This window comes from Microbacterium sp. 4NA327F11 (assembly GCF_005503465.1).
GTDB lineage: Bacteria > Actinomycetota > Actinomycetes > Actinomycetales > Microbacteriaceae > Microbacterium > Microbacterium ginsengisoli.
On record NZ_SCOB01000001.1, the window covers coordinates 13,244 to 30,780 of the forward strand.

At 73.2% G+C, this 17,537-nt stretch carries 19 protein-coding genes and 1 riboswitch; of the genes, 11 read left to right on the forward strand and 8 right to left on the reverse strand.

All coding sequences use genetic code 11. The features are described from left to right. From FFS51_RS00070 to FFS51_RS00080, 3 genes are all read right to left on the reverse strand, one after another. Positions 1 to 786: an energy-coupling factor transporter transmembrane component T family protein gene (locus FFS51_RS00070; protein WP_137877123.1), complete on the reverse strand. Its 786-nt coding sequence runs from the start codon at positions 784 to 786 to the stop codon at positions 1 to 3. Beyond that, positions 783 to 2,279 (reverse strand): ABC transporter ATP-binding protein, encoded by a 1,497-nt coding sequence (locus FFS51_RS00075; protein ID WP_137877124.1) that lies wholly within the window; start codon positions 2,277 to 2,279, stop codon positions 783 to 785. Before FFS51_RS00075 ends, FFS51_RS00070 begins: the two co-directional genes overlap by 4 nt. Beyond that, the gene (locus tag FFS51_RS00080; protein ID WP_137877125.1) at positions 2,276 to 2,896 is read right to left on the reverse strand and encodes an ECF transporter S component; all 621 of its coding nucleotides are present in this window, start codon (positions 2,894 to 2,896) and stop codon (positions 2,276 to 2,278) included. The genes FFS51_RS00075 and FFS51_RS00080 overlap by 4 nt, the downstream gene beginning before the upstream one ends. Continuing rightward, a riboswitch (TPP riboswitch) is annotated at positions 2,891 to 3,000 on the reverse strand. It overlaps the preceding gene by 6 nt. Before the next feature lie 36 nt (positions 3,001 to 3,036). Here FFS51_RS00080 and FFS51_RS00085 point away from each other — a divergent pair. Then, the gene (locus FFS51_RS00085) at positions 3,037 to 4,587 is read left to right on the forward strand and encodes a D-alanyl-D-alanine carboxypeptidase (RefSeq protein ID WP_137877126.1); all 1,551 of its coding nucleotides are present in this window, start codon (positions 3,037 to 3,039) and stop codon (positions 4,585 to 4,587) included. Positions 4,588 to 4,599: 12 nt separating this feature from the next. Here FFS51_RS00085 and FFS51_RS00090 read toward each other — a convergent pair whose 3' ends face one another. Genes FFS51_RS00090 through FFS51_RS00105 form a run of 4 tightly spaced genes read right to left on the reverse strand, consistent with a single transcriptional unit; the run spans position 4,600 to position 7,923 of the window. Beyond that, on the reverse strand, positions 4,600 to 5,535 hold the full coding sequence (locus FFS51_RS00090) for a J domain-containing protein (protein WP_045247465.1): 936 nt from the start codon (positions 5,533 to 5,535) through the stop codon (positions 4,600 to 4,602). Beyond that, entirely contained in the window at positions 5,532 to 6,044 is a 513-nt protein-coding gene (locus FFS51_RS00095; RefSeq protein WP_137877127.1) for a hypothetical protein, read from the reverse strand. Before FFS51_RS00095 ends, FFS51_RS00090 begins: the two co-directional genes overlap by 4 nt. Next, entirely contained in the window at positions 6,041 to 6,859 is an 819-nt protein-coding gene (locus FFS51_RS00100) for an LssY C-terminal domain-containing protein (protein WP_056209729.1), read from the reverse strand. The genes FFS51_RS00095 and FFS51_RS00100 overlap by 4 nt, the downstream gene beginning before the upstream one ends. Beyond that, positions 6,856 to 7,923, reverse strand: a complete 1,068-nt coding sequence (locus tag FFS51_RS00105) for an enoyl-CoA hydratase/isomerase family protein (protein ID WP_137877128.1) — start codon at positions 7,921 to 7,923, stop codon at positions 6,856 to 6,858. The genes FFS51_RS00100 and FFS51_RS00105 overlap by 4 nt, the downstream gene beginning before the upstream one ends. Positions 7,924 to 8,015: 92 nt before the next feature. Between FFS51_RS00105 and FFS51_RS00110 the strand changes: the two genes are divergently transcribed. Both FFS51_RS00110 and FFS51_RS00115 read left to right on the forward strand, forming a co-directional pair. Further along, positions 8,016 to 9,212, forward strand: a complete 1,197-nt coding sequence (locus tag FFS51_RS00110; protein WP_212742755.1) for an ABC transporter ATP-binding protein — start codon at positions 8,016 to 8,018, stop codon at positions 9,210 to 9,212. After that, complete coding sequence (locus FFS51_RS00115) at positions 9,209 to 10,015, forward strand: ABC transporter permease (RefSeq protein WP_045247468.1); 807 nt, start codon at positions 9,209 to 9,211, stop codon at positions 10,013 to 10,015. Before FFS51_RS00110 ends, FFS51_RS00115 begins: the two co-directional genes overlap by 4 nt. Before the next feature lie 9 nt (positions 10,016 to 10,024). Here FFS51_RS00115 and FFS51_RS00120 read toward each other — a convergent pair whose 3' ends face one another. Beyond that, positions 10,025 to 10,423 carry a hypothetical protein gene (locus FFS51_RS00120; protein WP_056209723.1) on the reverse strand — a complete coding sequence of 133 codons (399 nt, stop codon included), beginning with the start codon at positions 10,421 to 10,423 and terminating at the stop codon, positions 10,025 to 10,027. Between the two features lie 104 nt (positions 10,424 to 10,527). Between FFS51_RS00120 and cofG the strand changes: the two genes are divergently transcribed. The 8 genes from cofG to FFS51_RS00160 all read left to right on the forward strand — a co-directional run bounded on the left by cofG (position 10,528) and on the right by FFS51_RS00160 (position 17,534). Continuing rightward, a complete protein-coding gene (gene cofG, locus FFS51_RS00125; RefSeq protein ID WP_212742756.1) occupies positions 10,528 to 12,903 on the forward strand; it encodes a 7,8-didemethyl-8-hydroxy-5-deazariboflavin synthase CofG in 2,376 nt (791 codons plus the stop codon). Further along, positions 12,900 to 14,426: a flavin-containing monooxygenase gene (locus FFS51_RS00130; RefSeq protein ID WP_249352605.1), complete on the forward strand. Its 1,527-nt coding sequence runs from the start codon at positions 12,900 to 12,902 to the stop codon at positions 14,424 to 14,426. The genes cofG and FFS51_RS00130 overlap by 4 nt, the downstream gene beginning before the upstream one ends. Next, on the forward strand, positions 14,423 to 15,436 hold the full coding sequence (gene fgd, locus FFS51_RS00135) for a glucose-6-phosphate dehydrogenase (coenzyme-F420) (protein WP_137877129.1): 1,014 nt from the start codon (positions 14,423 to 14,425) through the stop codon (positions 15,434 to 15,436). Before FFS51_RS00130 ends, fgd begins: the two co-directional genes overlap by 4 nt. Continuing rightward, positions 15,433 to 16,053, forward strand: coding sequence for a 2-phospho-L-lactate guanylyltransferase (gene cofC, locus FFS51_RS00140; protein WP_056209720.1), 621 nt, complete (start codon positions 15,433 to 15,435; stop codon positions 16,051 to 16,053). The genes fgd and cofC overlap by 4 nt, the downstream gene beginning before the upstream one ends. A 108-nt stretch (positions 16,054 to 16,161) precedes the next feature. Continuing rightward, complete coding sequence (locus tag FFS51_RS00145; RefSeq protein WP_056209717.1) at positions 16,162 to 16,407, forward strand: hypothetical protein; 246 nt, start codon at positions 16,162 to 16,164, stop codon at positions 16,405 to 16,407. A gap of 13 nt (positions 16,408 to 16,420) precedes the next feature. After that, positions 16,421 to 16,714, forward strand: coding sequence for a hypothetical protein (locus FFS51_RS00150; protein WP_045247472.1), 294 nt, complete (start codon positions 16,421 to 16,423; stop codon positions 16,712 to 16,714). A gap of 87 nt (positions 16,715 to 16,801) precedes the next feature. Beyond that, the gene (locus FFS51_RS00155; protein WP_171006058.1) at positions 16,802 to 17,206 is read left to right on the forward strand and encodes a YbaB/EbfC family nucleoid-associated protein; all 405 of its coding nucleotides are present in this window, start codon (positions 16,802 to 16,804) and stop codon (positions 17,204 to 17,206) included. A gap of 10 nt (positions 17,207 to 17,216) precedes the next feature. Then, on the forward strand, positions 17,217 to 17,534 hold the full coding sequence (locus tag FFS51_RS00160; protein WP_137877131.1) for a hypothetical protein: 318 nt from the start codon (positions 17,217 to 17,219) through the stop codon (positions 17,532 to 17,534). Positions 17,535 to 17,537: the final 3 nt, after the last annotated feature.

Genomic DNA, 17,537 nt, shown 5'->3' on the forward strand with positions numbered 1-17,537 from the left:
TCAGAGGGTCAGAACGAACCGCCACGATCCGGTGGCGAGGGCGATGCCGACGGATGCCGCGGCCACCGCGAGCCCCAGCAGCACCAGCACCGCGTCGCCCGCCGTCAGCCGCGACGTGCGCGCCCACGTGCGGGTGACGGGCGCGTCGAAGCCGCGCGCCTCCATCGCCGTCGCGAGATCGGAACCCCGCCGGATCGCCAGCACGAACACCGCGAACGCCTGACCGAGGAAGCGGCGCACCCGCCCGTTGTCGGCGATCCCTCTCGCGCGACGTGCACGGGCGAGCTCGTTCCAGTCGTCGATGAGCAGGCCCACGAGCCGCATGCCCGCGAGCGCGCCGATGACGAACCGGGCCGGAAACTTCGTGAGCTGGGCGAGCGCGTCGGCGAGATCGGTGGGGTCGGTGGTCGCGAACAGCACGACACTCGGCACCGCGATCGCGAGCACGCGCAATGCGATGGCGGCCGCCAGCAGCAGCGACCCGTCGGAGACGTGCACGAGTCCCCACTGCAGGTAGGTCTCGCCGCCGGCGCGACCGTACAGCACCGTGGCGGCCGCGGCGATCAGGGCCGACACCACGATCGGCCACAGCCGCAGCCACAGGCCGCGCGCCGACAGTCGGGCGAACGGCAGCAGCACGAGCACGGCGGCGAGCGCCACCGCGGCCGACACCGGATCGATCGACAGCAGCAGCGGCACCCCGACGACGGTCGCGGCGACGAGCTTCGCGAGGGCGTTGCGACGGCCGAGCACCCCGGTGCGCTCGTCGAGGGCGGCGAGGCTCATCCGACACCTCCGGGGGCGGATGCCGCGGCCCCGAGCGCCACCACATCGTCGGCGAGCTGCGCGACGAGGGCCTCGTCGTGGGTGACGGTGACGATCGCGGTGCCCGCGGCACGCAGGTCGCCGAGCAGCCGCACGAGCTGCTCCCAGGTGCGGGCGTCCTGCCCGAAGGTCGGCTCGTCGAGGACGAGCACGCGGGGGCGGGTCGCGAGGGCGGCGGCGACCGTGAGCCGCCGCTTCTCGCCGCCGGAGAGGGTGAACGGGTTCACGGCCGCGAGACGCGACATCCCCATCTCCTCCAGCAGCGGGTCCACGCGGGCGGCGACCTCTGCCGGGGGCAGCCGCAGGGCGCGCGGGCCGATCTCGAGCTCACCGCGCACGGTGCGGGCGGCGAGCTGGTGGTCGGGGCTCTGGAAGACGGTGCCGATGCGGGTGAGCAGCTCCCGCGAGCGCCAACGCAGCGGATCGGGGCCGATCGTCGCCCGGCCCGCGGCGCGCAGCTCGTCGGAGGCCACCACGGCACCGGCCGCGGGGGCGAGCAGCCCCGCGACGGTCAGCGCCAGCGTCGACTTGCCGATGCCGTTCGGGCCGGTCACGGCCAGCACGCGTCCGGCCCGGGCGGCGAGCGCGATGCCCGACGCCGCCACGACCGCCTCGCGCGCCCCGAACGGACGCCGACCCACGGCGAGGCCGCGCGTCGACAGCAGCGCGGGGGACGCGGCATCCGCCGCCGCGGTCAGCGCCGGATGGGGATGCCGCCCGGGAACCCACACCCCGGCCTCGGCGAGCACGTCGCCATGGGTGCGGAACACCGTGTCGGGCGCGCCGTCGGCGAGCACGCCACCGCCGGCCGCCAGCACGACGACCCGGTCGACGTGCGCCGCCCACACGTCGACGCGATGCTCGACGACGACCAGGGTCGCCCCCGTCGCGGCGACCGCGGCGATCACCGCCTCGCGCACCTCGACGACGCCGGCGGGATCGAGGTTCGCGGTCGGCTCGTCGAGGAGCAGCAATCCCGGGCGCATCGCGAGCGCCCCCGCCAGCGCGAGACGCTGCTTCTGGCCACCCGAGAGAGCGGATGTCGCGTGCTCGAGCCCCACGCGCAGCCCGACCGCGTCGAGCGCGTCGCCGACGCGCGGCCAGATCTCGTCGGCAGCGACCCCCAGGTTCTCGCAGCCGAACGCGACGTCGTCGCCCACCCGGGCGAGCACGACCTGACTGTCGGGGTCCTGCAGCACGAGACCGGCGACGCCGCGGGCGCGTGATGCCGGCCGGTCGCCGACGGTCAGTTCGCCGCGCTCCTCGCCGTCCTCGTCGCCGCCGAGGACACCCGCGAGGCCGCGCAGCAGCGTGCTCTTGCCGGCGCCGCTCGCGCCCAGCAGCAGCACCCGTTCGCCAGGGGCGATGTCGAGGTCGAGCCCGTCGACGGCGAACCGTCCGCGTCCGGCGTGGCGCCAGCCCCACCCCCGGGCGCGGACGGCCGCAGCGCTCACGCGTCGGAGGCGGTGCCGCGCACCTCGCGTCCGGCGGCGAACCGGTCGAGGGCACCGGTCGCGGCGAGGCCGCGCACGATCAGCCACGACACGAGTCCGGCCAGCACGATGCCCGAGATCACCGCCGAGACGGCGTAGATCGTGCGGGGGCCCAGGTCGTAGGCGGCGACCGACGAGAACGTCGTGTCCATGAACGCGACCGCGACTCCCGCGAGCGCGCCGGAGAAGAGAGCGACCGACAGGTTCCAGCGGCGGTAGCGCACGATCGCGAACGCGAGCTCCGCTCCGATGCCCTGCACGATGCCCCAGATCAGGACGGTGTAGCCCCACTGGGTGCCGACCGCCATCGAGACGACGGCGGCGACGACCTCGGCATAGAGCGCGGCGCCGGGCTTGCGGATCACGAGACCGCCCAGCACGCCGGCGAACAGCCAGCCGCCGGCGAGAAGTCCCTCAAGACCCGGCAGGAACGCCAGTGCGGTGCTCAGCGGGGTCCACGCCTGTCCCCAGGCCCAGAAGACGACGCCCGCCGCGACGCCGATGACGCTGGCCACGACGATGTCGACGACCCGCCAACGCAGACGCACACCGGTGGTGGATGCAATGGTGGAATGCACGAAATACTCCCTTCCTGCGCTGGCATGACCCAGATCAGGTTCGACGGTCGAAGCGCGATCCGCTTCCTCTCAGCCCGGCACACCGGACTCCCGTGGTTGACATCGCGAGTATAGCCACGCGGACGCGCTATTTTCGTGGGATGACCTCGACTCCGCCGCCCGGTTCTCGGCGCGCTCGACGCCAGCAGGGCTCCACCGGCGAGATCGAGGTCGCGACCGCCGAGACCGGCGACATCCCGATCCTTCTCGACGGGCCGCTCGCCCCCGAGGCCACCGCGCTGCCCACCGTCCCGCGCGACGGGCTCGCCGTTCCCAGCATCGTGCCGGTCATCGTCGAGGAACCGCACATCGAGGCGCTCGCCTGGGTCTCGCCGGCGCAGGTGGCTGCACGTACCCGCGGGCGAGAGCTCACCATCGGCTCCGCGCCGGTCACCGAGGCGCCCGTGGGTGACGTCGACCTCATCGCGGCACCCCGCCGACGCCGCCGCCGGCCGAAGGTCGCCGTCATCGCGCCGATCGTGACGGCCGTGGCCGCCGTGGCGGCGTATGTGATCGCCGCGCTCGTCTGGCCCCTCAGCGCGATCCCCCCGACCGTCACTCCGGCGACGCTCACGGGAGCGGCGGCCACGGCCGCGGCGGTCCCGTGGCCCGCGGTCGGCGCCGGAGCGGTGGGCGTGCAGGGCATCGGCTCCGGGCTCGCGTCGACCTCGACCCCGCAGGAGATCGCGAGCATCTCGAAGGTCGTCACCTCGCTCATGATCCTGGAGAAGAGCCCGGTCTCCAGCTCCGACCAGGGCCCCTCCTACACGTTCACGTCAGCCGACCGCCGCACGTATCAGTCGTACCTCGCGAGCGGCGAGTCGGCGCTCGCGGTGCCGGTGGGGAGCTCCCTCACCCAGTACCAGCTCCTGCAGGGCATCCTCATCGGGTCGGCCGGCAACTACGTCGCCAAGCTCGCCTCGCAGTACTGGCCGTCGAACGACGCGTTCGCGACCGCCGCCACGGCGTTCCTCACCGCGCACAGCATCTCCGGCATCACGCTGAAGGAGCCCACCGGCATCAACCCGGCGAACACGGCGACCCCGAGCGCGCTGATCCAGCTCGGCGAGCTGGCGATGGCCAACCCGACCATCGCGGACATCGTGCGCCAGACGTCGGTCACGCTGCCGGGCGCCGGCGTGGTCGAGAACACGAACGACCTCCTCGCCGACGCCGGGGTGGTGGGTATCAAGACCGGCTCGTTGCGCGCGTACAGCCTGCTGGTCGCGAAGGACGTCACGATCGACGGGGTGACGGTGCGCCTGTACGCCGCGGCCCTCGAGCAGACCTCCCACGCGAATCGGGATGCCGCGGCCCGCGCCCTGCTCACAGAGCTCCAGGCCGACGTGGTCGCCTCCCCCGCGCTGACGTCCGGCACGACCGTCGCAACGGTCACCACCGTGTGGGGCGCCACGACCTCGCTCGTCACGTCCGGCGATCTGTCGGTGCTCGGCTGGAACGGCTCGATCCCGTCGGTCGCGGCGCAGTTCGACCTCGGTGCGGCGCGCGATGCCGGTGACACCGTGGGAACGGTGACGGCGAACGGACCGCTGAACACCTCGACGGCGAAAGTCACGCTCAGCGCGCCCCTCGTCGACCCGTCGCCGTGGTGGCGACTCACGCACCCCCTGCAGCTGCTCGGCGCCCGCTGAGCCGGCGCGCCGTCAGACGAACTCGACGCGCTGCTGCAGGCGCGAGCGCACGTCGAACACCTCGGTGCCGCCGATCGGACGGGCACCGGTCACCCCCCGGCGCAGCACCGTCGCGAGCGCGCTGCGGGTCGTGACCACCACGAGCAGTCCGCGCACCTTGCCGAGCTCGGTGATCGCCTGCGCGACCTGATCGTCGGGGACGACCACGATCGCGCCGGTGAAGCGCACCCCCGCCTGCCGCGCGACCGTGCGGATGCGGCCTATCAGCTCGGTGATGGGAGCACCCGCGATGTGCGCCCCGACGATCTCCCCGCGCCGCAGCCCGATCGGGTCGCCGAAGTCCTCGGAGAGCAGCCCGTACAGCCCGCTCGGACCCAGCACGATGTGGTCGAGCTTCGCGTCGGGGTCGACGCCGCGCTTGTCGGCGGCCACGTCGTGCCACACGGTGTAGCCCATGCCGAGGTCGGCGACGATGCGTGCGGTGGCCTCCTCGGCGAGCGCGTCCGCCAGCAGGTGCCGGATGTCGCGGGGCGCCGCCCGCACGAGGTCGGCGGCGTAGGGGTCGGCGATCTCCGCCCCGCGCCCGACCCACTCCCGGATGAGGGTGAGGTACCGCTCCCGTCGCCACCCGCCCGGCTGGCCGAACGCTCGGGCGCGGGGACGCGTGTCGGGGCGCGTCTGCGTGGAACGCGAAGCGGTGGCATCCGTCTCATCGTCGGAGGAGAACGAGCGGCCGCGGTCGAAGACGGCGCGCGCCTCGGGGGTGCCGATCAGCTCCCAGGCGCGCTGCACCCGGATGAACACGGCGGCGTCGCCGCCGGTGTCGGGATGGGTCTCGCGCATCCGGGCGCGGTAGGCGCGCCGCAGCTCGTCGTCGGTGGCGGATGCCGCGACGCCGAGCACCTCGTAGGGAGACGCCCCCAGGGGGCCGGCGAAGGGATCGGTCATCGGCGCTCCGTCCGGCGGGCGTAGGCGGCCGCCGCGCGGGACGACAGGGCGAGCAGGACGAGGATGTCGAGGGCGAGCGTCGTGAGCGAGCCGTCGAGGGTCAGCTGCTGTCCCTGGGCCCACCACGACACGAACGCGGACACGATGGAGATCGTCGAGACGATGAGCACGAGCACCCGCGCCCAGTTGCGCCCGAGATAGATGAACAGGGCGAGCACGAGGTCGACGACGACGAAGAAGCCGCCGCTGACGAGAGCGACCGTCAGAAGCACGCCGCTCTCGGCGGCGAGGCTGCCCGCATCCGACGCGCCTTCGAGGGTGGCGAGCACCACGGGCCAGTCGAGCACGAGCGACACGAGCACCACGATGCCGCCGATGGCGCGCAGCAGCACGAGCAGGGCGCCGGCGACCGTCGCGCCGGGCCGCGGCATCCCGGGGTCGTACGGCGTCGGCTGCGCGAGGCGGGCGGGGGCCTCGAAGGCGGCGCGCTTGTGGGGCGTCTCGCTCATGCCGCCACCCGCGTGACGTCGATGATCGGCAGGTTCCCGTCGGTGCGGATGGTGTCGCCGCCGCCGTTGCGTGAGTGGTAGCCCGTCGAGAAGTCGGCGAGCACATCGACGCGGATCTCGGGATGCGCCCGGGTGAGGGTGGCGACGATGTGATCGCGTTCGATGTCGGTGTCGGCGTCGATCCGGTGGGTGATCTGCAGCGTGAACAGCGAGAGCCCGACCGAGGTGTCGAAGGTGCCTGCGGCGAGCCAGTCGACCCGCGCACCACCGGGCAGCAGCCAGCCGTCGGGGCAGCGCCAGAACCGCACGTGGTGACGCTGGGCGGGGTTGCCGTCGACCTCCTGCTGGTAGGCGAAGTCCTGCTGGCGACCGAAGAGGAACAGGGGACTGACCGGCGCCTCACCGTAGCTGCGTCGCGTGAGGGTCGACGCGACGATGCGCCACGAGGAGCGAAGCGTCACCGGGTCGGCCTTCGTCCATCCGGCCGCGGTCAGGGCTCGTTCGATCGCGTCGCCGTCCCCGCGCAGCGCGAGGTTGACCGGGTCTCCGAGCAGGCCGTCGCTCGTGCGGGTGCGTCCGATGAAGTAGTCGGGCACGTAGATCGTGGTGAGGATGCGGTGCAGCCGCGGCAGCACGAGGTAGGCCAGCAGCGCCCAGAACACGATGCCGCCGGCGATGCCCCACCAGCCGAGTCGCAGCGACTCCTCGGCGCTCAGCACGGCGAGCCACACGGCCGCGACCCCCGCGAAGACGAAGAAGAACCAGTCGAACGCGATGCCGATCGAGTAGGCGCGACGGTGCGGGCGCGTACTCATGACCAGAGCGGCACGGCCGGTTCGTACGAGAATGCGGCGGCGATCGTGTCGGGCGTGACGCCGTCGTGGGTGGCGGGGTTCCAGTGCGGATCGCGGTCCTTGTCGACCAGCTGGGCACGGATGCCCTCGACCATGTCGGGCTGGGTGTGTGCGAACCAGAGCACGAGGCGGTACTCCTGCTCGAGCACGGCGCGCAGCGTCGGCAGCTCCCGCGCCCGGCGCACCGCCTCGAGCGTGACGGCGAGAGCAGTGGGCGCCGCGTGGGTGAGCCGGTCGGCGAGGGCGGATGCCTCGGGCTCTCCGACGGCGCGCAGCTTCGCGATGATGCCGGGCACCGTGTCGGCGTCGAAGGTCGCGTCGATCCAGGGCTGTTTCGCGGCGAGCTCGGATGCCTCGGGCGTCTCGTCGAACAGCAGCACGAGCTCGGCGGGTCCGGAGGGGTCTGCCCGCGTGACGAGGGCGTCGCGGATCGCGTCGAGGTGCGCGGAGGGGACGAAGTGGTCGGCGAAGCCCGCGTGGATCGCATCGGAGGCGCTCATCGTGTCGCCGGTGAGGGCGAGGTATTCGCCGAGCCGGCCGGGTGCGCGGGACAGCAGGTAGCTGCCGCCGACGTCGGGGGTGAATCCGATGCGGGTCTCGGGCATCGCGAGCCGGGATCGCTCGGTGACGATGCGCACGGCGGCGTGGCCGGCGAGACCGATGCCGCCGCCCATGGTGATGCCGTCGGCGAAGGCGACGATGGGGGCGGGGTATTCGTCGATCGCGGCGTTGAGGGCGTACTCCTCCCGGAAGAACACCCCCACCTCGTCGGCCCTGCCCGCGACGATCGAGGCGTAGAGGGCGCGAACGTCGCCGCCCGCGCAGAGGCCGCGATCACCGGCGCCGTCGAGCAGCACGGTGTCGATGTCGGCGTCACCCCGCCAGGCGTCGAGCGCCGCCCGGAGGGCACGGATCATGTGCACGTCGAGCGCGTTGATCGCCGCAGGGCGGTCGAGGGTGAGGCGGCCGAGCGAGTGCTCGGTGCGCACCACGACGCCGGCATCGGTGGGGTGCACGTCGGTCACGGGGCAACGTTACCGCCCGATGACGGCGCAAATCCCGGGTCGATCGGCGGTTGTCCGCCAAGATGGAACCACCACGGACCGAGGAGGAGCCGATGCCGGACGGCCAGGTGCTCGAATTCACCGACCTGCGCAAGAGCTTCGGCCGCGTCGATGCGGTCGCGGGCCTGACCGCGCGCGTCGAGCCCGGCGTGGTGACCGGCTTCCTCGGCCCGAACGGGGCGGGCAAGACCACGACCCTGCGCATGCTGCTCGGTCTCGTACGCCCGACATCGGGCACCGCCCGCATCGGCGGACGCCTCTACGGTGAGCTGACCGATCCGCTGCGCAGCGTCGGCGCGGTGCTCGAGGCATCCTCCTTCCACCCGGGTCGCTCGGGCGCGAACCATCTGAAGGTCTACGCCCAGGCGGCGGGAATCCCCACCTCCCGCGTCGACGAGGTGCTGGCGCTCGTCGGCATGTCGGATGCCGCGGGCCGCAAGGTCGGCGGCTATTCACTGGGCATGCGGCAGCGCCTGGGTCTCGCCTACGCCCTGCTGGGCGACCCCGGAGTGCTGATCCTCGACGAGCCGACGAACGGCCTCGACCCCGAGGGCATCAAGTGGATGCGCACGCTGCTGCAGCATCTGGCCCGCGAGGGTCGTACGGTGCTCATGTCATCGCACCTGCTCTCCGAGGTGCAGCAGACAGCCGACGCCCTGCTCATCGTCGCCAAGGGGCGACTGGTCTACCAGGGTGCCATCGAGGACATCGTCGGCCCCGACGAGGTGTCGACGGTGGTGGATGCCCCCGACCGCGCCGCCCTCGCGGCAGCCCTCACCGCGGGCGGCTTCACCTACGACCTCCTGCGCACGGGCTTCACGGTTCTCCACGCCGATGCCGTCGAGGTCGGCGCAGCCGCCGCGGCGGCCGGTGTCGCCCTGTCGTCGCTCGTGCGCCGCGGGCCGAATATCGAAGAGGCGTTCCTCGAGCTGGTCTCCGGCGACCGCGTGCATGCGTCCGCCGCCGGCATCCTCGCCCCCGCGGCGGACGCCGCCGCACCCGATGAGCCGGCCACCACCGCGTCGGCCGCACCCGATGTGACATCCGCGGCAGGTGTGGCCGACGGCTCGAGCACGACGGAGATCGAGGGCGCGACAGAGGGGGCGGAAGAGGTCGAGCGTCCGGCAGAGGTCGGCGACCTCGCCGACGTCCCGGTCGCCGCCGGGAGCGATGCGACCGGGGAGCACCCGGATGACGCGGAGCCCGCCGCATCCGATACCGACCGCCACGACGAAAGCGAGCAGCGATGAGCCTCGCCCGTGCCACCCGATCCGAGCTGACGAAGCTCTACTCCACCGCGATCTGGTGGATCCTCGCGATCGTGCTCGTCGTCTACGTCGGGTTCGTGTCCACGTTCCTCGGATTCGTCCTGTCCTCATCGAGCACGGGCAGTGCGCTCAGCGAGTCGAGCAGTGAGGTTCCGGCGACGCTGTACAGCCTGGCCTCGTCGATCGGCTACGTCTTCCCGCTGCTGATCGGCACGCTGATCGTCACCGGCGAGTTCCGCCATAAGACGCTCACGCCGACGTTCCTGGCGACCCCCGCGCGCGGCACTGTGCTGTGGGCGAAGCTGCTGGCCTCGACGACCCTCGGACTGCTATACGGCGTGCTCGCGCTTCTCGTGACCGTCGGACCGATCGCGGGTCTGCTCGCCGCCCACGGTCTGCCTACCGGTCTCGGCTCGTCCGACACCTGGGCGCTTGTCGGACGCATCCTGCTCGTGTTCGTGCTGTGGACCTGGGTGGGCCTGGGCCTCGGCACGCTCATCCGCAACCAGGTCGCCGCGATCGTCGTCGTGCTCGCGTTCACCCAGTTCATCGAGCCGCTGCTGCGCCTCGGCACGATGTTCGTCTCGTGGCTGCAGGATGTCGGGCGCTTCCTGCCCGGCGCGGCAGCCGACCAGCTGGTCGGCTCGTCCGTGCTGACGCTCGGTCAGGGCGGAGCGTCTCCCGACCCGCTCACCTGGTACGCGGCGGCCATCGTGCTGGCCGCCTACGCATTCGCGCTGCTCCTGCTCGGCCACATCTTCAGCTGGCGACGCGACGTCGCCTGAGCGGGCGCGTCAGTCGGCGTCGGGCGCGAGCTCGGCGACATCCGTCGGCTCGTCGCCGCCGTCGAGCCGCAGGGCGCGCAGCAGTGCCACGCCGTGCCGCGTGGTGAGGATGATGCGCGAGAACTCCGCCGACTCGTCGAGGTCGATGACCACACCGGGGCGCTTCGCCCGGATGACGGCGAAGTCGTCACCGACGCCGGTGCGCCACGTTCCCGCGGCGGTGACGCCCGGCACGTAGGTCGAGCGCCCGCGGGTGCCCCGCAGCCACGTCCACGGGTCGTCGGTGAGCTGAGCCCGGGTGATCGACGAGCGTTCGACGACGATATTCCGCTTGCGGAATGCCGTGAGCCGCTCGGCGCCCGACAGCACGATCTCGAGCTGAGCCGAGTCGAGCAGCAGGGTCACCATGCGCCTAGTCTGCCAGGGCACCGCGGCGGCCGCGGCGGCGTTTGCTTACATCCCGGCAACGATCCGACAACCCCGACGCCTTCTGCGGGTGGAAGACTGAACCGGTGAGTCTGGCCGATCATCCGGCGCCGGCGTCCGCCGTGCGCATCCCCGAGGCGATCGCCGCCGCCCGCGCGGGCCGCGACCTCGACGTCGCCGACGCCGAAGCGCTGCTGGGTGCCGTCGGCGACGATCTCGAGGCGCTGCTGGCCGCGGCATCCGCTCTGCGCGACGAGGGGCTCACCGCAGCGGGCCGCCCGGGCGTCATCACCTACTCGCGCAAGGTGTTCATCCCGCTCACGACCCTCTGCCGCGACCGCTGCCACTACTGCATCTTCGTCGACACCCCCTCACAGCTGCGACTGCTGCGCAAGCCCGTCTACATGACGCCCGAGCAGGTGCTCACCGTCGCCCGCCAGGGCGCCGCCGTCGGCTGCAAAGAGGCCCTGCTGACCCTCGGCGACCGCCCGGAGGACCGCTGGCCCGAGGCGCGCGCCTGGCTCGACGAGCACGGCTACACCTCGACGCTCGACTACGTCGCCGCGATGGCTCGGCTCATCACCGCCGAGACCGGGCTGCTCGCCCACGCGAACCCCGGCGTGATGTCGGCGGACGAGCTGCGGATGCTGCGCCCCACCGCCCCCTCGATGGGGATGATGCTCGAGACGACCTCGCGCCGGCTGTTCGAGGAGCCCGGGCAGGTGCACTACGGTTCGCCCGACAAGGACCCCGACGTGCGACTGGCGGTGATCGAGGACGCCGGCCGCGAGCGGGTGCCGTTCACGACGGGCATCCTCGTCGGCATCGGTGAGACCGTGCACGATCGGGCGGAGTCGCTCATCGCGCTCCGCGATGCGCACCGCCGCCACGGTCACGTGCAGGAGGTGATCGTGCAGAACTTCCGCGCGAAGCCGCGCACCGCGATGCGGGCCGCGCCCGACGCGTCCCTGCTCGAGTACGTCGCGGCGGTCGCGACCGCGCGCCTCGTGCTCGGGCCGCGCATGCGCGTGCAGGTGCCGCCGAACCTGTCGGACGAGACGGAGTTCGAGCTGCTCGTGCGCGCCGGCGCCGACGACTGGGGCGGGGTGTCGCCGCTCACCGCCGACCACGTCAACCCCGAGCGCCCCTGGCCGCACCTCGACGACCTCGCCCGTCGCACCGCCGAGCTCGGCTTCACCCTGCGCGAGCGGCTCACCGCGCACCCCGAGTTCGTGCGCGATCCCGACGGCTGGATCGACCCCGATCTCCGACCCGCGGTCGCGAGGCTCGCCGACCCCGACTCGGGGCTCGCCGGTGACGCGGCGCCCGCACTCCGCCGCGGCGGCGCCCCGGCGGCATCGCGGCGCAGCGGCGGCGACCTCGCCCGACTCGCGGAGGCCGCGGCGTCCGCCCCCGGAGACCTCGACGACGGCGACTGGGTGCGCCTGCTGACCGCGACCGGGTCCGGCCTCGACACCCTCACCGCGACCGCCGACGACGTGCGGCGCTATACGGTCGGCGAGACGGTCAGCATCGTCGTGAACCGCAATCTCACCTCCACCGGGTTCCGGGCGGTCGCGACCGGCGAGCCCGGCACGTTCACGCTCGACGACGTCGCGGCGATCACCACCGACGCGTGGGACCTCGGCGCGACGGAGATCTGCGTGCAGGGGCGGGTGGCGGCATCCGAAGATCCCCGCGCCTATCTCGACATCGCCCGCACCGTGCACGAGACGGCGCCCCGCCTGCACCTGCACGCCTACCGCCCGCAGGACGTCTGGGATCTCGCCGACCGCGGCGGGCTCGGTCTCGACGGTGCCCTGGCGGCGCTCCGGGACGCGGGCGTGCGCAGCGTGCCCGGCACCGGCGTCAAGGTGCTGAGCGAGCGGGTGCGACGGGCGGCGTTCGACGGCGACCTCGAGATCGACCGGTGGGAGACGGGCATCCGCGCCGCGCACGCGCACGGCTTCCGCTCGACGTCGGTGCTGTTCTACGGCCACGTCGAGACCGCCGGCGAGCGCGTCGCGCATCTGCGTCGCCTGCGTGAGCTGCAGGCGGATGCCGCGGCCGCCGGCAGCGGCGGCGGCTTCACCGAGTTCGTGCCGATCCCGCTTCCCACCCCGCTCGGCGGCGTGCCGCTCGTCGCCGGCCGCGCCCCGATCGACGAGCACCGCGCGATGGTCGCGGTATCGCGCCTGCTGCTGACGGGCAGTATCCCCCACGTACAGGTGCCCTGGACGCGGCTCGGGATCGCGGCGACCGCCGTGCTGCTGCGCTCGGGCGGTGACGACCTCGGCGGCACCCTGCTGGACGGACGCGTGCGCCCCGATGCCGGCGTCGAGCAGGGGCTCGAGCTGCCGATCCCCGAGGCCGCGCGGCTCGCCGCGTCGCTGCTGCGACCGTTCCGGCAGCGAACGACCGACTACCGCGAGCCCGACGCCGAGCGGAAGGCGGCCCGGTGACGGCGACGCGGGTGCTCATCGTCGGCGCGGGCTTCTCGGGGCTCGCCGCCGCGTTCGCGCTGCGCGACGAGGGGCATGACGTCACCGTCATCGAGCGGGCGGCGAGCGCCGGCGGTACGTGGCGGGACAACGTCTATCCCGGCATCGCGTGCGACGTGCCGTCGCGGCTCTACCAGCTGCGCTCGCACCTGAGCGGCGCGTGGACGCGCGAGTTCGCGCCGGGTGAGGAGATCCGCACCTACCTCGAGCGGGTCGCCGCCGAGCTCGGCGACGCCCTGCGCTACGACACCCCGATGACGGCCGCGACCTGGGACGCGGGCGCGTCGCTGTGGCGGGTCTCGACCGGCGGCGCCTCGCCGGCGCAGCTCGAGGCGGACGCCCTCGTGCTCGCGTGCGGCCGGCTGACCGAGCCGCGCATCCCCGAGATCGAGGGACTCGCGAGCTTCCCCGGGCCGATCTTCCACTCGGCCCGCTGGCGCGACGACGTCGACCTCACCGGAGCCCGCGTCGCGGTCATCGGCTCCGGCGCGAGCGCCGTGCAGCTCGCCCCCGAGATCGCGAGACGCGGCGCCCGGGTGACCCTCTTCCAGCGCACGCCCGCATGGATCGTCCCGCGCGGCGGGCGCACCTACGACGCCGACGAGCGGGCGGCCCTCGATGCCGACCCCGACGCGGTGCAGGCCGCGTACGACGCGCTCTACCGCGAAGGGGAGGAACGCTTCGCGTCGCGGTCGGGGGATGCCGCGGCATCCGCGCGCGCCCACGCGACCGCCCTCGACCACCTCGCCGCGCAGGTGCCCGACGAGACGCTGCGGGCGGCGCTGACGCCGGCGTACGCGTTCGGCTGCACCCGTGTGCTGCTCTCGGACGACTTCTACCCGTCGATCGCGTCGGGTCTCGTCGACCTCGAGCCGTCGGCGCTCACCGAGGTCTCGGGCACGACGCTGACCGCCGCGAGCGGACGACGCATGGAGGCCGACGTCATCGTGCTGGCGACCGGTTTCGCCGCCGCCGAGCAGCCCTATGCCGAGCTCGTCACCGGTGAGCACGGCACCCTTGCGGCTCACTGGGCGACCGGCATGACCTCGTTCGCCTCGACGGTGGTCACCGGCTTCCCGAACCTGTTCGTGCTCAACGGCCCGAACGCCTCGCTCGGGCACAACTCCTCGGTGCTCATGGCCGAGCAGCAGGCCCGGTACGCCGCCCGCGCCCTGCGCGAGCACCCTGCCGTGCGGCGGGTGCGCCCCGAGGCCGAGACCGCCTACACCGCCGCGATCGACGCCGCCGCCGCCGCGACGCCGTGGCTGACCGGCGGATGCCGCAACTGGTACGTCGATCCGCGGTCTGGCCGCCTGACGCTGCTGTGGCCGGCGCCCGTCGACGCGTTCCGGCGCGTGCTCGACGGCGCGACCGGCGCCGAGTTCGAGCCGCCGCACGAGCTCGTCGGCGCCGCCGGCGACGGTGCGGCATCCGTCATCGACTCGACCCCCGACTCCGACACGTCCACGATGGGAGCATCATGACCATTCCCCTGCGCCTCGGCTACAAGGCCTCTGCCGAGCAGTTCGGCCCCGGCCAGCTCGCCGACTTCGCCGTGCTCGCCGAAGAGGTCGGCTTCGACTCGGTGTTCATCAGCGACCACTTCCAGCCGTGGATGCACGAGGGCGGCCACGCCCCGGCGGCGATCCCGTGGCTCGGCGCCGTGGGGGCCCGCACCTCGCGGGTGCTGCTGGGCACCTCGGTGCTCACCCCCACGTTCCGCTACCACCCGGCGGTCATCGCGCAGGCGTTCGCGACGCTGGGGCTGCTGAACCCTGGCCGCATCGTGCTCGGCGTCGGCACCGGCGAGGCGCTCAACGAGGTGACCCTCGGCCTCGACTGGCCCGAGCCGCCCGAGCGCTTCCAGCGCCTCAAGGAGTCGATCACGCTCATCCGCGAGCTGTGGTCGGGCGAGCGCGTCACGTTCGACGGGCAGTTCTACTCGGTGACCGAAGCCACCGTCTACGACCGTCCCGACGAGCTCGTGCCGATCTACATCGGCGCCGCCGGTCCCGCCGCCACGAAGCTCGCGGGCCGCATCGCCGACGGCTTCATCACCACGAGCGGCAAGGACCCGGCCCTCTACGTCGACACCCTGCTGCCCGCGCTCGAAGAGGGCATCACGAAGGCCGGCCGCAGCGACGACCACGTCGACACCCTCATCGAGGTGAAGGTGTCGCTCGCCGACGACCGCGAGACCGCGCTCGAGAAGACCCGCTTCTGGGCACCGCTCGCGCTCTCCCCCGAGGAGAAGCGCGACGTGCACGACCCGATCGAGATGCAGCGCCGCGCCGCCGAGCTGCCGATCGAACGGGCCGCCTCGCGCTTCATCGTGTCGACCGACCCCGACGAGCACGTCGAGCAGATCTCCCGCTACGCCGAGCTCGGCTTCCGTCACCTCGTGTTCCACGACCCGGGCTTCGACCAGGAGACCTTCCTGCGCACCTACGGCACCGAGATCCTGCCGCGCCTGCGCGCCCGTTTCGGAGCGTGACCGCCGCCCCGCCGCCGCTGTTCACCGTCGTCGTGCCCGTGAAGCCGACGTCGGTGGGCAAGTCGCGCCTGCGCGTCGCCGACCGCGCCGCCCTCGCCCGCGCGATCGCACTCGACACGATCGCCGCGGCCGCCGCGGCGCACCGGGTCGCCGAGGTGATCGTGGTGACCGACGACGCGGAGCTTCGCGCGTCGGCGGCGTCCGGCCGCGTGCGCGTGATCGATGAGGGCGAGGCACGGGGGTTGGATGCCGCGATCGCACGCGGCGTGGCGGCCGCCGCCACCGCCCACCGCGCGGCGCTCCTCGGCGACCTGCCGGCGCTGCGCTCAGGCGATCTCGACGCGGCGCTGGCGGCCGCGGCATCCGTCGACCGCGCCGTCGTCGCCGACGCGGAGGGCACCGGATCGACGCTCGTCACCGCGGGCGCGGGGGTGCCGTGGGCGAGTGCGTTCGGCGACGGCTCGTTCGCTCGCCATGTGGCCCTCGGGTGCGCGGTGCTGCCGGTTTCGGATGCCTCAACCCTCCGCCGCGACGTCGACACCGCCGCCCAGCTGGCTGTCGCCGCGACCCTCGGAGTCGGTCCCCGCACACACGCCGTCCTGGTCGCCGCCGGCTGAATCTCATGGCACGACGGCGACGTCGTGCACAAGATGCTTGGCGCCGGCCGACGACGCCCCTACTATGGGCCCACCGAGCACCTCCCGCAACGACGCATGGAGACTTCGATGACCGGACCCGTCATTCGCGCCACCATCCCCTACGCCCTGGGCGCCCTCGTGGTCGTCGCGATCATCGCGATGGTCGCCGCCAACCTCCTGTTCGACGGCACCAGCGCAGCGCGTGTCCTGACCTTCGTCGTCTGGAGCTTCCTCGCGTGCGTCGCCGTGGGCTTCGCGTTCCGCGTCGCGACGGCACGGCACCGCAGCATGACGGCGCGGCCGGTGGCACGGCGCGACGACGCGACGCACTGAGATCCCCGCGCCCATGACCTTCGCGCAGCCCGTCGTCGACACCGTCGACGACGGGCTGCGCGCCTACGTCTGGGGCGCGACCGCGACGGGTATCGGCCGACATCCCGAGCGCATCACCGACCTCGAGCTGCGGCGCCGCACCGTCGCGATCGTGACCGAGCTCGACACCGTCGCCCTCGACTCCCCCACGAGGGACGTCCCGGACTGGGTCGCCAGGGAGGTGGACGACGTCGTGGCGCGGCACCCCGAGATCGGTGCCGACGGAGCCGACGCGCTGCGATCACTGCTCGCCTGGATGGTGCGCTGACAGACGCCGACCCGGCCTCGGGCGGCGCCTCGCCCGCCTGTGGACAAGACCCGTCACCCACCCGACCCCGGTCGTAACCTGACGCGCGTGAGTGACTTCTTCTCCGCCGATCTCGATGCGGATCTGGCCATCGCGACGGTCGAGCAGCAGATCGCCGACGCGCAGGAGCGCGCCGAGCGGGCGGCGGAGCTGAGGCGGCAGATCGACGCCGTGCGCGGGGTCGCGACGTCACCGCGACGCGAGGTCACCGTCACGGTGGATGCCTCGGGCCGCCTCGCCGCCGTAGAGCTCACCGACGCGGCATCCCATCTGCCGTCGCGCGACCTCGGCCGGCTCATCGTGCACACCGCGAACGAGGCGCAGCGGCAGGCCGGCGAGAAGGCTCTGGAGCTGGCGAGCGAGGCCTTCGGCGCCGATTCACCCACCGTCGCCCACCTGCGGGGCGAGCTCGACCGCCCGGCGCCGCCGGCCGACACGACGATCGCCATCTGAGGGCGGCACGATGGCTGAACGCATCGCGATCGACGCGGACCTCATCTCCTCGCACGCCGCGCGCGTCGATCAGGTGGCCGCCGACGTGCGGGTGGCCGCCGACGCGAGCCGCGCGACGAACATGGGCGGCGGCGCATTCGGAGTGCTCTGCGCCTTCCTCGTGCCACCGGCCACGCTCGCGGCGACCATGGCCGGTTCCGCGATCGCCGCCGCGGAGGGGATGCTGACCCGGAGCGCCCGGGAGGTGCGCGGGGTGGCCACCGACATGGCCGACTTCGAGGACGACGTGGTGCGTGCGGTGCAGTCGATCGAGAAGGCGCTGGGGTGAGGC